The sequence below is a fragment of the Pseudacidovorax sp. 1753 genome, from assembly GCF_040544975.1.
GTDB lineage: Bacteria > Pseudomonadota > Gammaproteobacteria > Burkholderiales > Burkholderiaceae_C > Xenophilus.
Window position 1 is genome coordinate 234,797 of record NZ_JBEPKY010000005.1, and the last position, 17,516, is coordinate 252,312.

Consider the following 17,516-nt stretch of genomic DNA (forward strand, 5'->3'; position numbering starts at 1 on the left):
TGACACCCATGCGACGCGCCGGTTCGGCGCGGCTCTCGACAGCATGGCAGGCCGGAGCGATAATGGTTGAACCAAAATAGACAAAGAAACCTACGACCGGGATGCTTCCATGAAGACACGCGTCACCGCAGCCCTGGGCATCCGGCTGCCGATCATCCAGGGTGGCATGCAGTGGGTCGGAACGGCCGAGATGGCCTCGGCTGTCAGCAACGCCGGCGGCCTGGGCACGCTCAGCGCCCTGACCCAGGCCACGCCTGAAGACCTGGACCGCGAGATCGAGCGCTGCCGCGGCATGACGGACCGGCCCTTCGGCGTCAACGTGACCATGCTGCGCACCATGAACCCGCCGCCCTATGAGCGCATCTTCGACGTGATCGTGGCGCGGGGCGTGCGCGTGGTGGAGACGGCGGGCAATGTGCCGGTCGAGGTCTTCGACCGGCTCAAGGGCGCGGGCATCACGGTCATCCACAAGTGCACCTCGGTGCGCCACGCGCTGGCGGCCGAGAAGCGTGGCGTGGACCTGGTGAGCATCGACGGCTTCGAATGCGCGGGCCATCCCGGCGAGGACGACGTGCCCGGCCTGGTGCTCATCCCCGCGGCGGTGCGGGCCCTGCGCATTCCCGTGATCGCCTCCGGCGGCATCGCCACCGGCGCCGGCATGGCGGCGGCCCTGGCGCTGGGCGCCGAGGGCATCAACATGGGCACCCGCTTCGTCGCGACGCAGGAAGCGCCGGTGCATGCGCACATCAAGCAGGCCCTGCTCGCCGCACGGGAGACCGACACCCGGCTCATGTTCCGCACGCTGCGCAACACCGCCCGCGTACTGCGCAACGCCGTCAGCGACGAGGTGGTGGCGCTCGAGAACCGCCCCGGCGGCTGCAGCTTCGACGACCTGCGTGCGCTGGTGGCCGGCGCGCGCGGACGCGCCACGCTGCAATCCGGCGCCGTCGACGACGGCGTGGTGTGGGCCGGCCAGGTGGTCGGCCTGGTGGACGACATCCCCTCATGTGCCGACCTGCTGGCGCGCATGGCCGGCGATTGCCGCGAGCGCTTGTCGGCGGCCGCGGCACTGGCGGCCTGAGAGGCCGAGTGTCCTTTGTCCATGCCCGCCCGCCCTGCCGGATCCGTGCGCACCTTCTGATGCGGCGCCCCGCCCGGCGCGCCTTTCCCTTCATCCAGCCCCTACGAGGATTCCCATGAACGAAGCGATGATCTTCGACGCCATCCGCACGCCACGCGGGCGCGGCCGTCCCGATGGCAGCCTGCACGAGGTCAACCCGGTCGACCTGCTGGCCGGCCTGATGCAGGCGCTGCAGCAGCGCAACGACCTGGACACCGCCGCCGTCGAGGACGCGCTCATCGGCTGCGTGATGCCCTATGGCGAGCAGAGCGGCTGCATCGCCAAGACCGCGGCCCTGCGCGCCGGCTGGGATCTGCAGGTGCCCGGGGTGCAGCTGGACCGCTACTGCGGCTCGGGCCTGGAGGCCATCAACATCGCCGCCGCCAAGGTCCGCTCGGACTGGGAGTCGTTGATCGTGGCCGGCGGCGTGGAGTCGATGTCGCGCATCTCCATGGGCGGCGCCCCGGGCCCGCGCGACACCAAGCCCGAGATGGTGTTCCAGCTCAAGCCCGTGCCCACGGGTGTCGCGGCCGACCTGCTGGCCACGCTGGACGGGCGTAGCCGGGAAGACGTGGACCGCTATGCCCTGGCCTCGCACCAGCGCGCGGCGCAGGCGCGTGTCGAGGGCCGTTTCGCGCGCTCCTTGGTGCCGGTGAAGGACGCCAACGGCCTCACGATCCTGGCCGAGGACGAGGCCATCCGTCCCGATACCACGCTGGAGAAGCTGGGCGCGCTCAAGCCCTCGTTCCAGGCCATGGGCGAGCAGGGCGGCTTCGACGCGCTGGCACTCATGAAGTACCCGCAACTCGCCCGCATCGACCATGTGCACACGGGCGGCAACTCCTCGGGCATCGTCGACGGTGCCGCGCTGATGCTGGTGGGCAGCGAAGACAAGGGTCGCGCGCTGGGCCTGGTGCCGCGCGCGCGCATCGTGTCGGTGGCCGCGCTCGGCACCGAGCCCACGCTCATGCTGGCCGGTCCCGCGCCTGCCACGCGAATGGCCCTGCGCAAGGCGGGCCTGGCGATGAGCGACATCGACCTGATCGAGGTCAACGAGGCCTTCTCGTCGGTGGTGCTGCGCTTCATGGACGAGATGGACGTGGACCCGGCCCGGGTCAACGTCAACGGCGGCGCCATCGCCATGGGCCATCCGCTGGGCGCCACCGGCTGCATGCTGATGGGCACGCTGCTGGACGAACTGGAGCGCCGGCAGCTGCGGCGCGGCCTGGTCACCGCCTGCGTCGCCGGCGGCATGGGCATCGCCACCATCATCGAACGCGTCTGAGGAGATCGCCGTGAGCCAGGACCACATCCAGGAAGCCATCCGCTGGGACAAAGACGCCAGCGGCGTCGTCACCCTGACCTTCGACATGGCCGGCCAGTCGGCCAACACCATGAACACGGTGTTCCGCAGTGCCTATGCGGCGGCCGTGGACCGTGTCGCCGCCGAGATCGACAGCATCACCGGCGTCATCCTCAGCTCGGCCAAGAAGACCTTCTTCGCCGGTGGCGACCTGAACAGCCTGCTGGCCGTGGGGCCGGACGAAAAGGCGGCGCTGTACGAGCGCTCGCAAGCCATGAAGGCGGTGCTGCGCCGGCTGGAGACGCTGGGCCGGCCCGTGGTGGCCGCCATCAACGGCACGGCGCTCGGCGGCGGCTTCGAGCTGTGCCTGGCCTGCCATGCGCGCTTCGCCCTCGATGACCCGCGGCTGATGCTGGGATTGCCGGAGTCGGGCCTGGGCCTGCTGCCTGGCGGCGGCGGCGTGGTGCGGCTGGTGCGCATGCTCGGGCTCGAGGCGGCGATGCCGCTGCTCGTCGACGGCACCACCTTCGACCCGGCCCGCGCGCAGGCGCTGAAACTGATCGATGGCGTGGCCGCCGATGCCGACGCGCTGATGGCGCTGGCGCGGCAGTGGATCGCGGCCAACCCCGCCCCGGCGCAGCCCTGGGACCGCAAGGGCTGGCGCCTGCCCGGCACCACGGCCACCGCGCCGGCCTCGCTGACCTACCTGCGGACGGCACCGGTGCTGCTGATGAAGAAGACGCGTGGGCGCTATCCGGCGCCGCTGGCCATCATGTCGGCCGCGGTCGAAGGCGCGGTGGTGGACTTCGACACCGCCACGCGCATCGAGAGCCGGCACTTCGTCGGCCTGGCCACCGGTCCGGTGGCCAAGAACCTGATCACCACCTTCTTCTTCCAGATGAACGAGGTGAAGTCCGGCAAGGGGCGGCCCGCCGGCATCCCCGTCGACTCCGTCGGCCGCATCGGCATCCTCGGCGCGGGGCTGATGGGGTCGGGCATTGCCCAGGTGTGCGCGGCGCGGGGCATTGCCGCCGTGCTCAAGGACGCGACGGCCGAGCAGGCCCGCAAGGGCCTGGAGCGCGTCGCGGCCAACCTCGACAAGCGTGTCGCCAAGGGCGCCCTGGCGCCCGAGAAGCGCGATGCGCAGCTGGCGCGGATCACGCCCACGGGCGATGCGGCCGACCTGGCGGGCTGCGAGCTGATCGTGGAGGCCGTGTTCGAGAACCGGCCGCTCAAGGCCCAGGTGACGCGCGAGGCCGAGCCCATGCTCGCCCCTGGCGGCATCTTTGCCTCCAACACGTCCACGCTGCCCATCAGCGGACTGGCCGAAGCCTCCGAAAAGCCGGAGAACTTCATCGGCCTGCACTTCTTCTCGCCGGTGGACCGCATGCCGCTGGTGGAGGTCATCAAGGGCCGCAGGACCTCGGCCGAGACGCTGGCGCGGGCGCTGGACTTCGTGCAGCAGATCGGCAAGACGCCCATCGTGGTCAACGATGCGCGCGGCTTCTTCACCAGCCGCGTGTTCGGCATGTTCACCAAGGAGGGCGCCGCGATGCTGGCCGAGGGCGTGGCGGCCGAGGTCATCGAGAACGCGGCCCTGGCCGTGGGCATGCCCGTCGGGCCGCTGGCCGTGATGGACGAGACCTCGATGGCGCTGGCGATGTCCATGCGCCGCCAGACCGCGGCCGACCTGGCGGCCGAAGGCCAGCCCCTGCCGCAGCATCCGGCGTGGGCGGTGATCGAGCGCATGGTCGACGGCCTGAAGCGGCCGGGGCGCGCGGGCGGCGGGGGCTTCTACGACTATCCGGCGGACGGGCCCAAGCGGCTGTGGCCGGGCCTGGTCGCCGAATACGGCAAGCGCGGTGTCGACGTGCCGATGGAAGACCTTCAGGACCGTCTGCTGTATGCGCAGGCCATCGAGTCGATCCGCGCCATGCAGGAGGGCGTGGTCGAGACGGCGCGCGACGCCAACATAGGCTCCATCCTGGGCATCGGCTTTCCGCGCTGGACGGGCGGCACGCTGCAGTTCGTCAACATGGTCGGCTCCCGGGCCTTCGCCGAGCGGGCCATGGTGCTCGCGCAGAAATACGGCGAGCGCTTCGAGCCCCCGGCGCTGCTGCTGGGCAAGGCCGAGCGCAACGAGCGCTTCGAGTGAACGGACCGCTCGGGCGACATGGCGTGAACCCCTCATCGACACAGCCCGGCGCCCAGGGCCTTCGCTTCGACGGCCAGCGCGTGCTCGTGGTGGGCGGCACCAGCGGCATCGGCAACGGCATCGCGCAGGCCATTCGCGCGGCGGGCGCCCAGGTGCATGTGTGGGGCACCCGTGCGCGCGCCGAGGACTACCGGGCCGAGGAGGGCAGCGACCTGCAGGGCCTGCACTTCTCGCAGGTGGACGTGGGCGATGCGCAGGCCATCGGCGCCTGGACGCCGCCTTTCGACCGGCTGGACGTGCTGGTGCTGTCGCAGGGCATCGTCGAATACGGCCGGGCCGAGTTCGACCTCGACACCTTCCGCCGCGTGGTCGAGGTCAACCTCCACAGCGTGATGGGCTGCTGCATGCATCTGCGCGGGCCGCTCAAGGCGGCGGGCGGCGCCGTGGTCGTCGTCAGCTCGGTCTCGGGCTACAGGTCGGCCGTCGGCAATCCGGCCTATGCCGCCTCCAAGGCGGCGGCGATCAACCTCACCCGCACGCTGGGCGTGGCCCTGGCGCCCGACGGCATCCGCGTCAACGGCATCGCACCGGGCCTGGTGGACACCAAGCTCACGCGCGTGACCACCCGCAATCCGCAGCGCCTGCAGGCCACCCTGCAGCGCATACCCGCCGCGCGCATCGGCACGCCGCAGGACATCGCCGCCGTGGCGATGTTCCTGGCGTCGCCGCTCGCGGCCTATGTCGTGGGCCACACCATTGCGGTGGACGGCGGCCTGACGGCCTGACAGCAGCAGGAGAGAACGCGATGGCCTGGGACTTCGAGACCGATTCCGACTTCCAGCAGCGGCTGGACTGGGTGGACCGCTTCGTGCGCGAAGAGGTCGAGCCGCTCGAGCATGTGCTCGTCAGCCCCTATGCGGTGCAGGACCCGCTGCGCAACCGCCTCGTCCGGCCGCTGCAGGCGCAGGTCAAGGCTCGCGGCCTGTGGGCCTGCCACCTGGGGCCGGCCCTGGGCGGACCGGGCTACGGCCAGGTCAAGCTGGCCCTGCTCAACGAGATCCTCGGGCGCTCGGCCTATGCGCCCACCGTCTTCGGCTGCCAGGCGCCCGATACCGGCAATGCCGAGATCCTGGCGCACTACGGCACGCCCGCGCAGAAGCGCCGCTGGCTCGAGCCGCTGCTGGCCAACGAGATCGTCTCCAGCTTCGCCATGACCGAGCCGCACGGCGGCGCCGACCCGACGCTGATCCGCACCACCGCCCGGCGCGAGGGTGGCGACTGGGTGCTCAACGGCCAGAAGTGGTTCGCCTCCAGCTCCAACTACGCCGCCTTCTTCATCACGCTGGCCGTCACCGACCCGGAGGCCAAGCCGCACCGGCGGCTGTCGGCCTTCATCGTGCCGGCGGACGCCCCGGGCCTGCGCCATGTTCGCGACGTGCACCTGGCCGGCCGCAAGCCGCAGGGCCATGCCCACGGTTACCTCGCCTTCGAGGACCTGCGCGTGCCGGCGGACCACATGCTGGGCGGACAGGGCGACGCCTTCCTGGTGGCGCAGACGCGGCTGGGCGGGGGGCGCATCCACCATGCCATGCGCACCATCGGCGAGGCCCGCAAGGCGCTGGACATGATGTGCGAGCGGGCGGTATCGCGCCCGAGCCGGCGCGGCACCCTGGCCGACAAGCAGCTGGTGCAGGCCATGGTGGCCGATTCGTGGATCCAGCTGGAGCAGTTCCGCCTGCTCGTGATGCGCACCGCATGGCTGATCGACAAGCATGACGACTACAAGAAGGTGCGCAAGGACATCTCGGCCGTCAAGGCCGCCATGCCGAAGGTGCTGCACGACATCGTCTCGCGGGCCATCCAGGTGCACGGCTCGCTGGGTGTGAGCAACGAGATGCCTTTCTTCGACCAGCTGCTGGCGTCCTACGTCATGGGGCTGGCCGACGGCCCGACCGAGGTGCACCAGATCACCCTGGCCAAGGAGCTGTTGGCGCAGGTCCGGCCGGGCGATGAGCTGTTCCCGAGCCAGCACCTGCCCACGCTGGCGCAGAAGGCGCGCGAGCGCTTCCGGGAGGCGCTCTGAGCAGGGGCGCCGACATCGCTGTGGATGCCGCCGCAGTCCTGCCGGTTGCGCTGGATCGGCTCCAGGACTGGCTCGATGGCCAGGGCGTCGGCCGCGGGCCGCTGGAGGGTTGCCGGCTGCTGACCGGCGGCACACAGAACATCCTCCTGCGCTTCGAGCGCGACGGCCAGGCCTATGTGCTGCGCCGGCCGCCCGCGCATCCACGGCCCGAGAGCGACCAGGCCATGCTGCGCGAGGCCCGCGTGCTCGGCGCGCTGGCGGGCAGCGGCGTCCCGCATCCCGCGCTGGTCGCCGCCTGCGCCGACACGCAGGTGCTGGGCACCGCCTTCTTCGTCATGCGTGCGGTCGAAGGCTTCAATGCCGGCACCGGCGGTCTGCCGCCGCTGCATGCCGCGCGCCCCGACCTGCGGCGGCGCATGGGCCTGGCCATGGCCGAGGCCATCGCGGTGCTGGGCAACCTCGAGCCCACGGCCCTGGGTCTGGCGGACTTCGGCCGCCCGCGGGGCTTCCTGACGCGACAAGTGCAGCGCTGGAGCCGTCAGCTCGAAAGCTACGGCACCCATGCCGGCTGGCCGGGGCCGGCGGGCCTGCCGGATGTGGCGCCCATCGCCCAGTGGCTGCAGGCCCATCAGCCTGCGGACACGGCGCCGGGGCTGCTGCATGGCGACTTCCACCTGTCCAACGTCCTGTTCCGCCACGACAGTGGCGAGCTGGCTGCGGTGGTGGACTGGGAGATGTCCACCGTGGGCGATCCACTGCTGGACCTGGGCTGGCTGCTGGCCACCTGGCCGCGGCCCGATGGCTCGCACCACCTCACGCTCGGCATCGCACCGTGGGAGGGCTTCGCGCGCGAGGAGGAACTGGTCGAGCACTACGCCCGCTTCACCCGGCGCGACATTGCCGCCTTCCGCTGGTATGCCGTGCTGGCCTGCTACAAGCTGGCCATCGTGCTGGAGGGCACGCATGCGCGGGCCTGTGCCGGCCTCGCGCCGGTGGCCACCGGCGAGCGGCTGCACCGGGCGGCATGCGGCCTGTTGCTGCGTGCCGCCGGATGGATCGAGCGCTGAGGATGCCCGCGCCGAACCGCAGCGGCCGAGTGCCGCACGCTTCGTGAAGCGCAGCCCTGAGGGGCCGCGCCCCTTCAGCCCGCGCCGGCGCCGCGCAGCGCCGCGATCTCCGTGTCGCCGTAGCCGAGTTCACGCAGGATCGCCTCGGTGTCCGTGCCCGCGGACACCGGCGGGCGCGGCCGTTCGGGCGCCGAGCGGCTGAAGCGCGGCGCCGGCGCCGGCTGCGTCAGGCCGTCCTGCGTGTAGAAGGCGTCGCGGGCCACCTGGTGCGGATGGCGGGGCACCTCGTCCAGGGCCAGCACCGGCGCGAAGCACACGTCCGTGCCTTCGAGCAGGGCGCACCATTCGTCGCGTGTCTTATGGGCGAACCGGCGCGCCAGCTCGGCTTTCAGCGCCGGCCAGCGGCCGGGCTCGTGCTGCGGCCAGGCCGCGGGGTCCTCGATGCCCAGCTTCTCCAGCAGCAGGGCGTAGAACTGCGGCTCGATGGTGCCCAGCGAGATCCAGCCGCCGTCGGCGCAGCGGTAGCTGCCGTAGAAGTGGCTGCCGCCGTCCAGCACGCCGGTGCCGCGCGGCTTGCTGCGGCCCGCGGCCTGCATGCTGTGGAACAGCGTCATGAGCAGCGACACGCCATCGACCATGGCTGCATCGACCACCTGGCCCTGACCGCTTCCACGCGCCTCGAACAGCGCACAGGCGATGCCGAAGGCCAGCAGCATGGTGCCGCCGCCGTAGTCGCCGACCAGATTGAGCGGCGCCACCGGTGCCTCGGGCGTTCCGATCATGCCCAGCGCGCCCGCAAGGGCGATGTAGTTGATGTCGTGGCCCGCCGCCGCGGCCAAGGGCCCCTGCTGGCCCCAGCCGGTCATGCGGCCGTAGACCAGCCGCGGGTTGCGTGCCAGGCAGGTGTCGGGCCCCAGCCCCAGCCGTTCCATCACGCCGGGGCGGAAGCCCTCCACCACCACGTCGGCGCCGTCGATCAGTCGCAGCAGCACCTCGCGGGCAGCCTCCTGCTTGATGTCCAGCGCGATGGAGCGCCGGCCGCGGCGCGAGATGTCCTGGTGCGACGGCACCATGCCGCCAGCGGCCGGGCCGGGGCGGTCGACGCGGATCACGTCCGCGCCCATGTCGGCCAGCAGCATGGCGGCCAGCGGGCCGGGGCCGATCGAGGCGATCTCGATCACGCGTACGCCGTGGAGCGGGCCGGGCATCAGCGGGGCGCTCCGGCGGCGGGGATGGGTGTGCAGAGGGACATGGGGTCTCCTGAGTTCGGGTCAGTTTGAATTAATGGTTGGACCAAATAAATCTATCATGGCCGTCGGCGGCTTGTCGACGGACGCTGCGAAGCCATCGAAGCCGTGATGGCGCCGTTGCCGCGGACGGCCGCCGCAGCGCATCGCTCAGCGGCCCTGCCAGACGGGCGGCCGCTTCTCGAAGAAGGCGCGCAGGCCTTCGGCCAGGTCCTCGCTGCCGCGGATGCGTGCGAGTGCCGCCTCGGTGGCCTGCCAGCCCGCGGCGTCGGCGGCGGCCAGAAGGCCGTTCATGGCCTCCAGGCTGGCCTGGACCGAAAGCGGTGCATTGGCGGCGATCTGAGCGGCCAGTGCACGCGCATCGGCCTGCGCCTGGCCCGGCTCGCTCAGCCGGTTCACCAGGCCCAGCGCATGGGCGCGGGCCCCGTCGATGGGCTGGCCGGTCAGCACCAGCTCGCGCGCGATGGCGGGCGGCAGCGTCTGCAGCAGGCGGAACAGCGCACCGCAGGTGGGCAGCACACCACGCTTGACCTCGGGCAGGCCGAGCTGCGCATCGCGGGCCGCGACCACCATGTCGCAGGCCAATGCGATCTCCAGCCCGCCACCGAGCGCCAGCCCCTCGATGGCGGCGATGACGGGCTTGCGCCGCCTTCGGCGGATGAGGCCATATTCACCGCCGCGGGCCGTCACGTAGTCGCCCTTGGCCGCCAGGTCGCTGCCGGCGCAGAAGACCGACGGGCCGCCGTCGAGCACGCCTGCGCGCAGGGCGGGATCGTCGTCAAGCAGGTTCAGGGCCGCGTCCAGGGCGTCGGCCATGGCGCGGTCCACGGCATTGCGCTTGGCCGGGCGGGCTAGCGTGATGCAGAGCAGCGCGTCCTCGCGGGCGACGCGGACGCCGCCGCGCGTGTCGGAAGTGACCATGGCGACGCGCCTCAGAAGGTGATGACGACGCGGCCCACGCCCTGGCGCTCCTGCGCCAGGGCCGCCGCCTCGTCGAAGCGTTCGACCGGCAGCACCTGCCGGACCAGGGGCCGCACCCGGCCTTCGGTGAACCAGCCGACGCTCTCGCGCAGCAGGGCCGCCGCGCGGGCCGGCTCGCGTTCGCCGAACTGCCGCACGTCCACCCCCACCAGGGCAGCGCCCTTGACGATGGCCAGGTTGGTCTTGAGGGCGCCGATCTCGCCGCCGGCGAAGCCGACCATCAGGTGCCGCCCGCCCCAGCCCAGGGTGCGGAAGGCCGCATCGGTGGCCGGGCCTCCCACGGGGTCGAACACCACATCCACGCCGCGCGGACCGGCCAGGCGCTTGACCTCCTCCTTCCAGTCGTCGCTGCCACTGTCGATCACCGCGTCGGCGCCGGCATCGCGCGCGGCGGCGCGCTTGGCTTCGCTGGAGGCCAGGGCGAGCACGCGCGCGCCGAGCGCCCGGCCGATCTGCACCGCCGCATGGCCGACCGCACCGGCGGCGCCCAGCACGAGCAGGGTGTCGCCGGCCTTCAACGCCCCGCGTTCGCGCAGTCCGTACAGCGCGGTGTAGGCCGAAGCGCTGGCCACCGCGGCCAGCGTCGGGTCGATGCCGGGGGGCAGGGGCTGCACGCGTGCAGCGGGCACGCAGATGTACTCCGCCCAGGCGCCCTGGCGCGTGCCGCAGACCGGGTCGCCCGGCGCCAGGTGCGTGTCCGTGCCCTCGCCGATGGCATCGACGATGCCGCTGTATTCGCTGCCCGGCACGAAGGGCGGCGGCGGGCGCACCTGGTAGGCGCCGCGCGCGAGCAGCAGGTCGACGTAGGAGATGCCGCAGGCCTGCACGCGGATGCGCACCTCGCCGGGTGCGGGCAGGGGCGGGGGCAGGGTCTGGAGGGTGATGCGGTCGTCGGGGCCGTAGCCGGGAACCTGCAGGGCTCTCATGGGGCGATGTCTCCGCGGCGGCACGGGCGCCGCCAGTCAGCTCGGGTTGGTAGGCCCGAAGATGCTAGCCGATAAATCGTATGGTTGAACCTATTGACGTGTCGCGCCGGCTTTGAAACATTGGCGGGCGCGGCGCACGCGGCCGCTCGCCACCCCTCAAGACGGAGACATCCATGCCCATTTCTCGCCGCCAGACCCTGGCCCTGCTCGGCATCGCACCTTTCGCTGCCGGTGTGCAGGCTCAGGCCTTCCCCGACCGTCCCATCAAGTTGATCGTGCCCTACCCGCCAGGCGGGCAGACCGATGCCGTGGCACGGATGTTTGCGCAGAAGGTGGAAGGGCTGCTCGGGCAGCCTGTCGTGGTGGACAACCGCCCCGGTGCCAATTCGATGATCGGCAGCGAGGCCGTGGCCCGCGCGCCGGCCGACGGCTACACGCTGCTGTTCAACATGACGGCGCTGGTCACGAATCCGCTGCTGCTGCCGCAGGTGAACTACGACCCCTTCCGCGACTTCGTGCCGGTGGCGCGCTGCTACGAGATCACGGGCATCTGGGCCGTGCCTGGACAGGGGCCCCGCACGTTGGCCGAATTCATGCAGCGTGCGCGGGAAGCCCCCAAGCCGCTGAGCTTCGGCACCACCGGCCATGCCTCGACCTCGCACTACTTCGGCGAGATCATCTCGCGCGCTGGCGGCTTCAGCCTGAACCACGTGCCGTACAAGGGGGAGGCGCCGATCCTGCCCGACCTGATGGCTGGCCGCCTGGATGCCGGCGTGGTGTCGGGCTACTCGGCCATGCAGTTCGCTGCCGACGGGCGCATCCGTGTGCTGGCCACGACCGGCGCGCGGCGCATTCCCTCGCTGCCGGACCTGCCCACCTTCCAGGAGCTGGGCATCGGCGGCTTGACGGCCGAATCTTTCGCCGGCGTCTTTGCGCCCGCGAAGACCCCGCAGCCGGTGGTCGACCGCCTTGCCGATGCCTTCAGCCGGGCCGGTGCGATGCCCGACGTGCGCGAGCGCATCGCAGGCTTCGGCCTGCAGCCGCCCACGCCCATCACGCCGACGCAGTTCGCCGCCGTGATGCGCAAGGCCTACGACGAATGGGCGGGGATCAAGAGCAAGAGCGCGATCCAGCTGCAATAGCGTCGGCGCCGTCCGGCCGGGCCCCGGCGCGGCCCCGCCCGGCGCGGCGTCAGACCGCGCGCTGGGCCATGTCGCGGGCGATCAGCTCCTTCATGATCTCGTTGGTGCCGGCCAGGATGCGGTGCACCCGCACGTTCTGGTAGAGGCGGGCGATGGGGTACTCGGTCATGTAGCCGGCGCCACCGTGCAGCTGCAGGCATTCGTCCACCACCTTGCCGCAGGCGTCGGTGACCCACCACTTGGCCATGGCGGCGGTCGCGGGCGACAGCGTGCCGGCCAGGAGGCGGCGGGCGCAGTCGTCGATGAAGGCGGCCGCCAGGTGGGCCTGGGTCTCGCATTCCGCCAGCCTGAAGCGGGTGTTCTGCATCTCCAGCAGCGGCTGGCCGAACACCCGCCGGCCGGCGGTGAAGCGCAGCGTCTCTTCGATGGCGCGCTCCATGCAGGCCAGGGACATCAGCGCGGTGATCAGCCGCTCCCGCGCCAGCTCCTTCATCAGCTGCCGGAAGCCCTGGCCCTCCTCGGGCCCCAGCAGGTTCTCGCAGGGCACGCGCATGCCGTCGAAGAACAGCTCGCAGGTGTCCTGCGAATGCATGCCGATCTTGTGCAGCGGCTGGCCCCGGCGCAGGCCAGTCACCTTCGCGGTCTCGACCACCAGGATGGACACGCCGCGCGCGCCCTGCGACGGATCGGTCTTGGCGACCAGGCAGATCAGGTCGGCGCTGGTGCCATTGGTGATGTAGGTCTTGGCCCCGTCGACCACATAGTGATCGCCATCGCGCAGCGCCCGCGTACGGATGGACTGCAGGTCGCTGCCGGTGCCCGGCTCGGTCATCGCCAGCGCACCGACCAGCTCGCCGGTGGCCATCTTCGGCAGCCAGCGGCGCTTCTGGTCCTCGCTGGCGAAGTTCTCGATGTAGTGGGCCACGATGCCGCTGTGCAGCGAGTTGCCCAGGCCGCCGGCGATGGCACGGGCCTGCTCGGCAAAGATCACGGCCTCGTGCAGGAAGCTGCCGCCGCCACCGCCGTAGGCCTCGGCGATGCCGGGGCACAGCAGGCCGGCGGCGCCGGCCTTGTACCAGACCTCGCGGTCCACATGCTGCTGGGCGCACCAGCGCGGCTCGTGCGGCACCAGTTCGGTTTCGTAGAAGCGCCGTGCGGCATCGCGAAGCGATTCGAGTTCGGCATTCATCCACTGGGGCTGGTGCATGGCGGTATTTCCGGAACGAGGGCGAGGTGGCGGCATGGGTGCGCCGCCGGCTGGCGGCCACCGGGCGGGATATCGGCGCCGGCTGGGGCCTTGCCCCCTGCACCGCAGGCCATGAATCATGCTACCATAAATTGGTTGAACCAAATCAATATGAGCCTCCAGAGCCATACGGGCCGAGACCGCACTTCTTCGAGATCCGACATGACCCATCCCCGTCTCGTCGCCAGCCGCCATCCCGATAAGCCGGCGGTTGTCATGACTGCCACCGGTATCACGCTCAGCTACGGCGCATTGGTGGCGCGCGCCAATCAGGGTGCCCATCTGCTGCGTGCGCTCGGGCTGAGGCCCGGAGACCACATTGCGGTACTGATGGAGAACAACCTGCGCTTCTACGAGGTCTACTGGGCCGCGATGAGCGCAGGGCTGTATTTCACCCCCATCAGCACGCACCTGAGCGCGCCCGAGGCGGCCTACATCGTCAACGATTGCGGCGCCGTGGCGCTGGTGTCCTCGGCCGCCATGCGGGCGGTCGCGCAGGAGCTGCCGGCGCTGTGCCCTGGCGTTGCGCACTGGCTGGCCGTGGATGCGGCCGCCGGTCGCTTCGTGCTGTGGGAAGAGGCAGCCGGCGCCCGGCCCGACACGCCGATCCCCGACGAGGTGGGCGGACACAACATGCTCTACTCCTCGGGCACCACGGGCCAGCCCAAGGGCATCAAGGTGCCCTTCGCCAACAGCCCGATCGACGCGATGGTGCCCATCATGGCGATGTTCGCGCGCACCCTCGGGTTCGACGACGACACCGTTTACCTCTCGCCGGCGCCGCTCTATCACGCGGCGCCACTGGGCTTTTCGACGGCCGTGCAGCGCATGGGCGGCACCGTGGTGGTGATGGACAGGTTCGACCCCGAGGGCTTCCTTTCCGCCGTGCAGAAGTTCCGCGTCACGCACACGCAGGTGGTGCCGACCATGTTCGTGCGCATGCTCAAGCTGCCACCGGAGGTGCGGGCGCGCTACGACGTGTCCTCGCTGCGCAGCGCGCTGCATGCAGCCGCGCCTTGCCCGGTGGACGTCAAGCAGCAGATGATCGACTGGTGGGGTCCCATCGTCGTCGAGCAGTACAGCGGTTCGGAGGGCTCGGGCTGCACCTTCATCACCGCTGCGGAATGGCTGGCGCACCGGGGCTCGGTGGGCAAGGCCCTGCTCAACACGATCCGGATCGTGGGCGACGACGGCCGGCTCATGCCGCCGGGCGAGCCGGGCACCATCTACTTCGAGGGGAGCCGCCGGTTCACCTACCACAACGATCCCGGCAAGACCGAGGGCGTGTTCAATGCGCAGGGCTGGTCCACCCTGGGCGACGTGGGCTATCTGGACGAGGAGGGCTATCTCTACCTCACCGACCGCAAGGCCTACATGATCATTTCGGGTGGGGTGAACATCTATCCGCAGGAGGCCGAGGGTGTGCTGACGCTGCACCCCAAGGTGGCGGACGTGGCCGTGTTCGGTGTGCCCAATCCCGACTTCGGCGAGGAAGTGAAGGCCGTGGTGCAGCCGGTGGACATGGCAGAGGCGGGGCCGGCGCTGGAGTCCGAACTGCTGGCCTATTGCCGTTCGCGGCTGGCGGCCATCAAGTGCCCGCGCAGTATCGACTTCGAGGTCCGGATGCCGCGCCAGGACAACGGCAAGCTCTACAAGCGGCTGCTGCGCGACCGCTACTGGGCCGGCCGCGACAGCCGCCTCGTCTGACAGCGTCTAGACAAAATCAAACATGGCTCGCCAACCTACGCCAGAGCATACGAGACTGGGCCAGCCAGGCCCAGGCAGTGGCGTTTTTTGCGGAGCGGTCATGGGGCATGACCATGCGGCGCCCGCGCTCCAGCCAAGCGTGGGTGCGCTCGACGACCCAGCGCCTGGGCGGAAAAAAAGCCGCCGACCTGGACGAGGTCTTCCGCACCATCGACCGCATGACCAGGCGCCAAGCCGGGCATCGAGAGGGCTGCGGTCGCGGGATGGCCGCCTGCACTGCGCGTAGGCGGCGGACTTCACGGGGTTCAGCCGCCGTCCGCAACGGCCCGGCAACGCCGAACCCGGATCATGTGTGGCACTCGATCACCATCACGAACGTCCGGGAGCCGGTCATGCATTGCATGGAAAAGTATCTTGCCGAAGAGCCCTTTGCCCTGCGCCGCATCGCGCGGTCGGACATCAACGTCAACGATCGCTTCGAGATGCGGCACTTCGCCCAGGAGCTGGGGGTGGACGAATCGCACCTCGCCCGCTCCGTCGAGCATGCGGGCCTCTGCGGCCGCGCCGTCCAGGATCAGCTGGGCTGCGGCTGACGTCTTCTGCCTCGCCCGAGTCTGAAACCCACCGTGCCCGCGCGGCCCAGGCGCAAGACAAGCCACCCGTTCCTGACTTCAGATCCCCGGTGTCCGCCATCGCGCCTCCCACATCCTCCGTCGATCTTTTGCCCGCGCCGCGAGACAGCGGCCACAAGCGGCAGCGCAGCCGCGCCCCCACGCTCTCGATGGCGGCGTGGCGGCAGTTCATGGAAGTGGCCCGTCCCTACTGGGTCGGCGACCAGCGGGTCAAGGCCTGGAGCCTGCTGGGCGTGCTGCTGGTCGTGATGCTTTGCGAGACCCAACTGGCGGTGATGCTGATCTCTCGCACCGGCGAGATGACCTCGGCCCTGGCTGCGCGGGATGCCGATCGCTTCTGGAGCGCCGTTCGATGGAGCCTGGTCGTGCTGGCCTTCGCCGCGCCCATGTATGCCGGCTATTACTACATGCGCGACTACTTGGGCAACCACTGGCGCCGCTGGCTCACCCACAGGTTTCTCGACGGCTACCTGCAACAGCGCCGCTACTACGAGCTGGGCAGCCGCGAAGACCTGGACAACCCCGACCAGCGCATCAGCGAGGACATCAACACCTTCACCGGCCGTTCGATCAACTACGCGCTGATCTTCCTGGGGTCGCTGATGCAGCTGGTGGCCTTCAGTGCCGTGCTGTGGTCCATCTCGAAGATGCTGGTGCTCTTTCTGGCGATCTACGCCACCGTGGGCACGGTGGTGGCGTTGTACGTCTTCGGGGCGCCGCTGATCCGGCTCAACTTCTGGCAGCTGCGCCGTGAGGCCGACTTCCGCTTCGGTCTGATGCGCTTTCGCGAGAACGCCGAGTCCATCGCCTTCTATCGCGGCGAAGCCCAGGAGCGGGCGGAGCTGGACAACCGCTTTCAGGCGGCCTTTGCCAACTACGGCCGGCTCATCAAGAAGCAGCGCTCGCTCAACCTGTTCCAACGGGCCTTCAGCCAGCTCACCTTGGTGGTGCCGAGCATCATCCTGGCCGGCGAGGTGCTGGCGGGCAATCTGGAGGTGGGACGTGCCGTGCAGGCCGGCGGGGCATTCGCGGCCGTCCTGGGCGCGGTGAGCCTGATCGTGGACAACTTCGAAGGCCTGAGCCGCTTCGTGGCCGGCATCGATCGGCTTCATACGCTGGCCGGGGTCGTCATGCCGGGCAGCACGCGTGCGCCTTCGGCGCTGGCCGTGGCCAACGCGCCTGCCGGTCAGATCCAGAGCGAATGCGGGGACGACGAACTGTGCGTGGAGAAGGTGACGCTCTACACGCCGCAGTTCAACCGTCTGCTGATCCGCGATCTGTCGCTGCGACTCGGCCCTGGCGACGGGCTGATGATCGCGGGCCCGAGTGGCTGCGGAAAGAGTTCCTTGCTGCGCGCCTTGGCCGGCCTGTGGCGCAATGGCAGCGGCACCGTGCGAACTCTGCCGCCCGAGCAGGTCTTCTTTCTGCCTCAGCGCCCCTATATGCAATTGGGAACGCTGCGCAGCCAGATCCTCTACCCGGCCGACGCATCGAAGCACAGCGATGCGCAGTTGCTCGACATCCTCGATGCGGTGCATCTGGGCGGACTGGCCGAGCGCGTTGGCGGCCTGGATGCGGTGCACGACTGGGAGAAGCTGTTGTCCATGGGCGAGCAGCAGCGCATGGCTTTTGCGCGCGTTCTGGCTCGCCGGCCGCGGGTGGTCATCCTGGACGAAGCCACCAGCGCGCTGGACGCCGCCACCGAGGCAGCGCTCTACCAGCGCCTGCGCGACACCGGTGCAACCATGATCAGCATCGCGCACCGGCATGCCGTGCTGCGCTATCACACCCAGGTGCTCGAACTGGTAGGCGGCGGCGAGTGGCGCATGCATGACGCGCAGGCCTTCGGCCTCGAGGCGGCCTGAGTCAACGGCTGCGTCGCCGCCAGGCCGCGACGCGTCTCTCGG

14 protein-coding genes are annotated in these 17,516 nt (G+C 70.5%); 10 read left to right on the forward strand and 4 right to left on the reverse strand.

Annotated features, from left to right (window positions below; translation table 11 throughout):
* Window positions 1-76: 76 nt before the first annotated feature.
* The 6 genes from ABIC63_RS08260 (at window position 77) to ABIC63_RS08285 (ending at window position 7,728) form a co-directional block, all read left to right on the forward strand.
* The gene (locus tag ABIC63_RS08260) at window positions 77-1,081 is read left to right on the forward strand and encodes an NAD(P)H-dependent flavin oxidoreductase (RefSeq protein ID WP_354319430.1); all 1,005 of its coding nucleotides are present in this window, start codon (window positions 77-79) and stop codon (window positions 1,079-1,081) included.
* A gap of 115 nt (window positions 1,082-1,196) precedes the next feature.
* The gene (locus ABIC63_RS08265) at window positions 1,197-2,405 is read left to right on the forward strand and encodes an acetyl-CoA C-acetyltransferase (protein ID WP_354319388.1); all 1,209 of its coding nucleotides are present in this window, start codon (window positions 1,197-1,199) and stop codon (window positions 2,403-2,405) included.
* 10 nt (window positions 2,406-2,415) lie between these two features.
* On the forward strand, window positions 2,416-4,578 hold the full coding sequence (locus tag ABIC63_RS08270) for a 3-hydroxyacyl-CoA dehydrogenase NAD-binding domain-containing protein (RefSeq protein ID WP_354319389.1): 2,163 nt from the start codon (window positions 2,416-2,418) through the stop codon (window positions 4,576-4,578).
* Window positions 4,575-5,363 (forward strand): SDR family NAD(P)-dependent oxidoreductase, encoded by a 789-nt coding sequence (locus ABIC63_RS08275; RefSeq protein WP_354319390.1) that lies wholly within the window; start codon window positions 4,575-4,577, stop codon window positions 5,361-5,363. Before ABIC63_RS08270 ends, ABIC63_RS08275 begins: the two co-directional genes overlap by 4 nt.
* 20 nt (window positions 5,364-5,383) lie before the next feature.
* Window positions 5,384-6,661, forward strand: a complete 1,278-nt coding sequence (locus ABIC63_RS08280) for an acyl-CoA dehydrogenase family protein (protein ID WP_354319391.1) — start codon at window positions 5,384-5,386, stop codon at window positions 6,659-6,661.
* Window positions 6,662-6,681: 20 nt separating this feature from the next.
* Window positions 6,682-7,728 carry a phosphotransferase family protein gene (locus tag ABIC63_RS08285; protein ID WP_354319392.1) on the forward strand — a complete coding sequence of 349 codons (1,047 nt, stop codon included), beginning with the start codon at window positions 6,682-6,684 and terminating at the stop codon, window positions 7,726-7,728.
* 74 nt (window positions 7,729-7,802) lie between these two features.
* On the opposite strand, the gene ABIC63_RS08290 is transcribed toward ABIC63_RS08285, so the two are convergent.
* From ABIC63_RS08290 to ABIC63_RS08300, 3 genes are all read right to left on the reverse strand, one after another.
* A complete protein-coding gene (locus tag ABIC63_RS08290; RefSeq protein ID WP_354319393.1) occupies window positions 7,803-8,936 on the reverse strand; it encodes a CaiB/BaiF CoA transferase family protein in 1,134 nt (377 codons plus the stop codon).
* Window positions 8,937-9,125: 189 nt separating this feature from the next.
* Window positions 9,126-9,896 carry an enoyl-CoA hydratase-related protein gene (locus ABIC63_RS08295; RefSeq protein WP_354319394.1) on the reverse strand — a complete coding sequence of 257 codons (771 nt, stop codon included), beginning with the start codon at window positions 9,894-9,896 and terminating at the stop codon, window positions 9,126-9,128.
* A gap of 11 nt (window positions 9,897-9,907) precedes the next feature.
* Window positions 9,908-10,882, reverse strand: a complete 975-nt coding sequence (locus ABIC63_RS08300) for an NADPH:quinone oxidoreductase family protein (RefSeq protein WP_354319395.1) — start codon at window positions 10,880-10,882, stop codon at window positions 9,908-9,910.
* 173 nt (window positions 10,883-11,055) lie between these two features.
* Here ABIC63_RS08300 and ABIC63_RS08305 point away from each other — a divergent pair, with 173 nt between their 5' ends.
* A complete protein-coding gene (locus ABIC63_RS08305; protein ID WP_354319396.1) occupies window positions 11,056-12,024 on the forward strand; it encodes a Bug family tripartite tricarboxylate transporter substrate binding protein in 969 nt (322 codons plus the stop codon).
* A 49-nt stretch (window positions 12,025-12,073) separates the two neighbouring features.
* Here ABIC63_RS08305 and ABIC63_RS08310 read toward each other — a convergent pair whose 3' ends face one another.
* A complete protein-coding gene (locus ABIC63_RS08310; protein ID WP_354319397.1) occupies window positions 12,074-13,231 on the reverse strand; it encodes an acyl-CoA dehydrogenase family protein in 1,158 nt (385 codons plus the stop codon).
* A gap of 201 nt (window positions 13,232-13,432) precedes the next feature.
* Here ABIC63_RS08310 and ABIC63_RS08315 point away from each other — a divergent pair, with 201 nt between their 5' ends.
* From ABIC63_RS08315 to ABIC63_RS08330, 3 genes are all read left to right on the forward strand, one after another.
* The gene (locus ABIC63_RS08315) at window positions 13,433-14,977 is read left to right on the forward strand and encodes an acyl-CoA synthetase (RefSeq protein WP_354319398.1); all 1,545 of its coding nucleotides are present in this window, start codon (window positions 13,433-13,435) and stop codon (window positions 14,975-14,977) included.
* A 107-nt stretch (window positions 14,978-15,084) separates the two neighbouring features.
* Complete coding sequence (locus tag ABIC63_RS08325; protein ID WP_354319436.1) at window positions 15,085-15,570, forward strand: DUF3606 domain-containing protein; 486 nt, start codon at window positions 15,085-15,087, stop codon at window positions 15,568-15,570.
* A 128-nt stretch (window positions 15,571-15,698) separates the two neighbouring features.
* Window positions 15,699-17,474, forward strand: coding sequence for an ABC transporter ATP-binding protein/permease (locus tag ABIC63_RS08330; RefSeq protein ID WP_354319399.1), 1,776 nt, complete (start codon window positions 15,699-15,701; stop codon window positions 17,472-17,474).
* The last annotated feature ends 42 nt before the right edge of the window (window positions 17,475-17,516 follow it).

Coding starts and splice junctions, on each gene's coding strand:
- ABIC63_RS08265 (WP_354319388.1), top strand. CDS start 1,197: ATGAACGAAGCGATGATCTTCGACGCCATCCGCACGCCACGCGGGCGC.
- ABIC63_RS08280 (WP_354319391.1), top strand. CDS start 5,384: ATGGCCTGGGACTTCGAGACCGATTCCGACTTCCAGCAGCGGCTGGAC.
- ABIC63_RS08290 (WP_354319393.1), bottom strand. CDS start 8,936: ATGCCCGGCCCGCTCCACGGCGTACGCGTGATCGAGATCGCCTCGATC.
- ABIC63_RS08295 (WP_354319394.1), bottom strand. CDS start 9,896: ATGGTCACTTCCGACACGCGCGGCGGCGTCCGCGTCGCCCGCGAGGAC.
- ABIC63_RS08300 (WP_354319395.1), bottom strand. CDS start 10,882: ATGAGAGCCCTGCAGGTTCCCGGCTACGGCCCCGACGACCGCATCACC.
- ABIC63_RS08305 (WP_354319396.1), top strand. CDS start 11,056: ATGCCCATTTCTCGCCGCCAGACCCTGGCCCTGCTCGGCATCGCACCT.
- ABIC63_RS08310 (WP_354319397.1), bottom strand. CDS start 13,231: ATGCACCAGCCCCAGTGGATGAATGCCGAACTCGAATCGCTTCGCGAT.
- ABIC63_RS08315 (WP_354319398.1), top strand. CDS start 13,433: ATGACCCATCCCCGTCTCGTCGCCAGCCGCCATCCCGATAAGCCGGCG.
- ABIC63_RS08325 (WP_354319436.1), top strand. CDS start 15,085: ATGACCATGCGGCGCCCGCGCTCCAGCCAAGCGTGGGTGCGCTCGACG.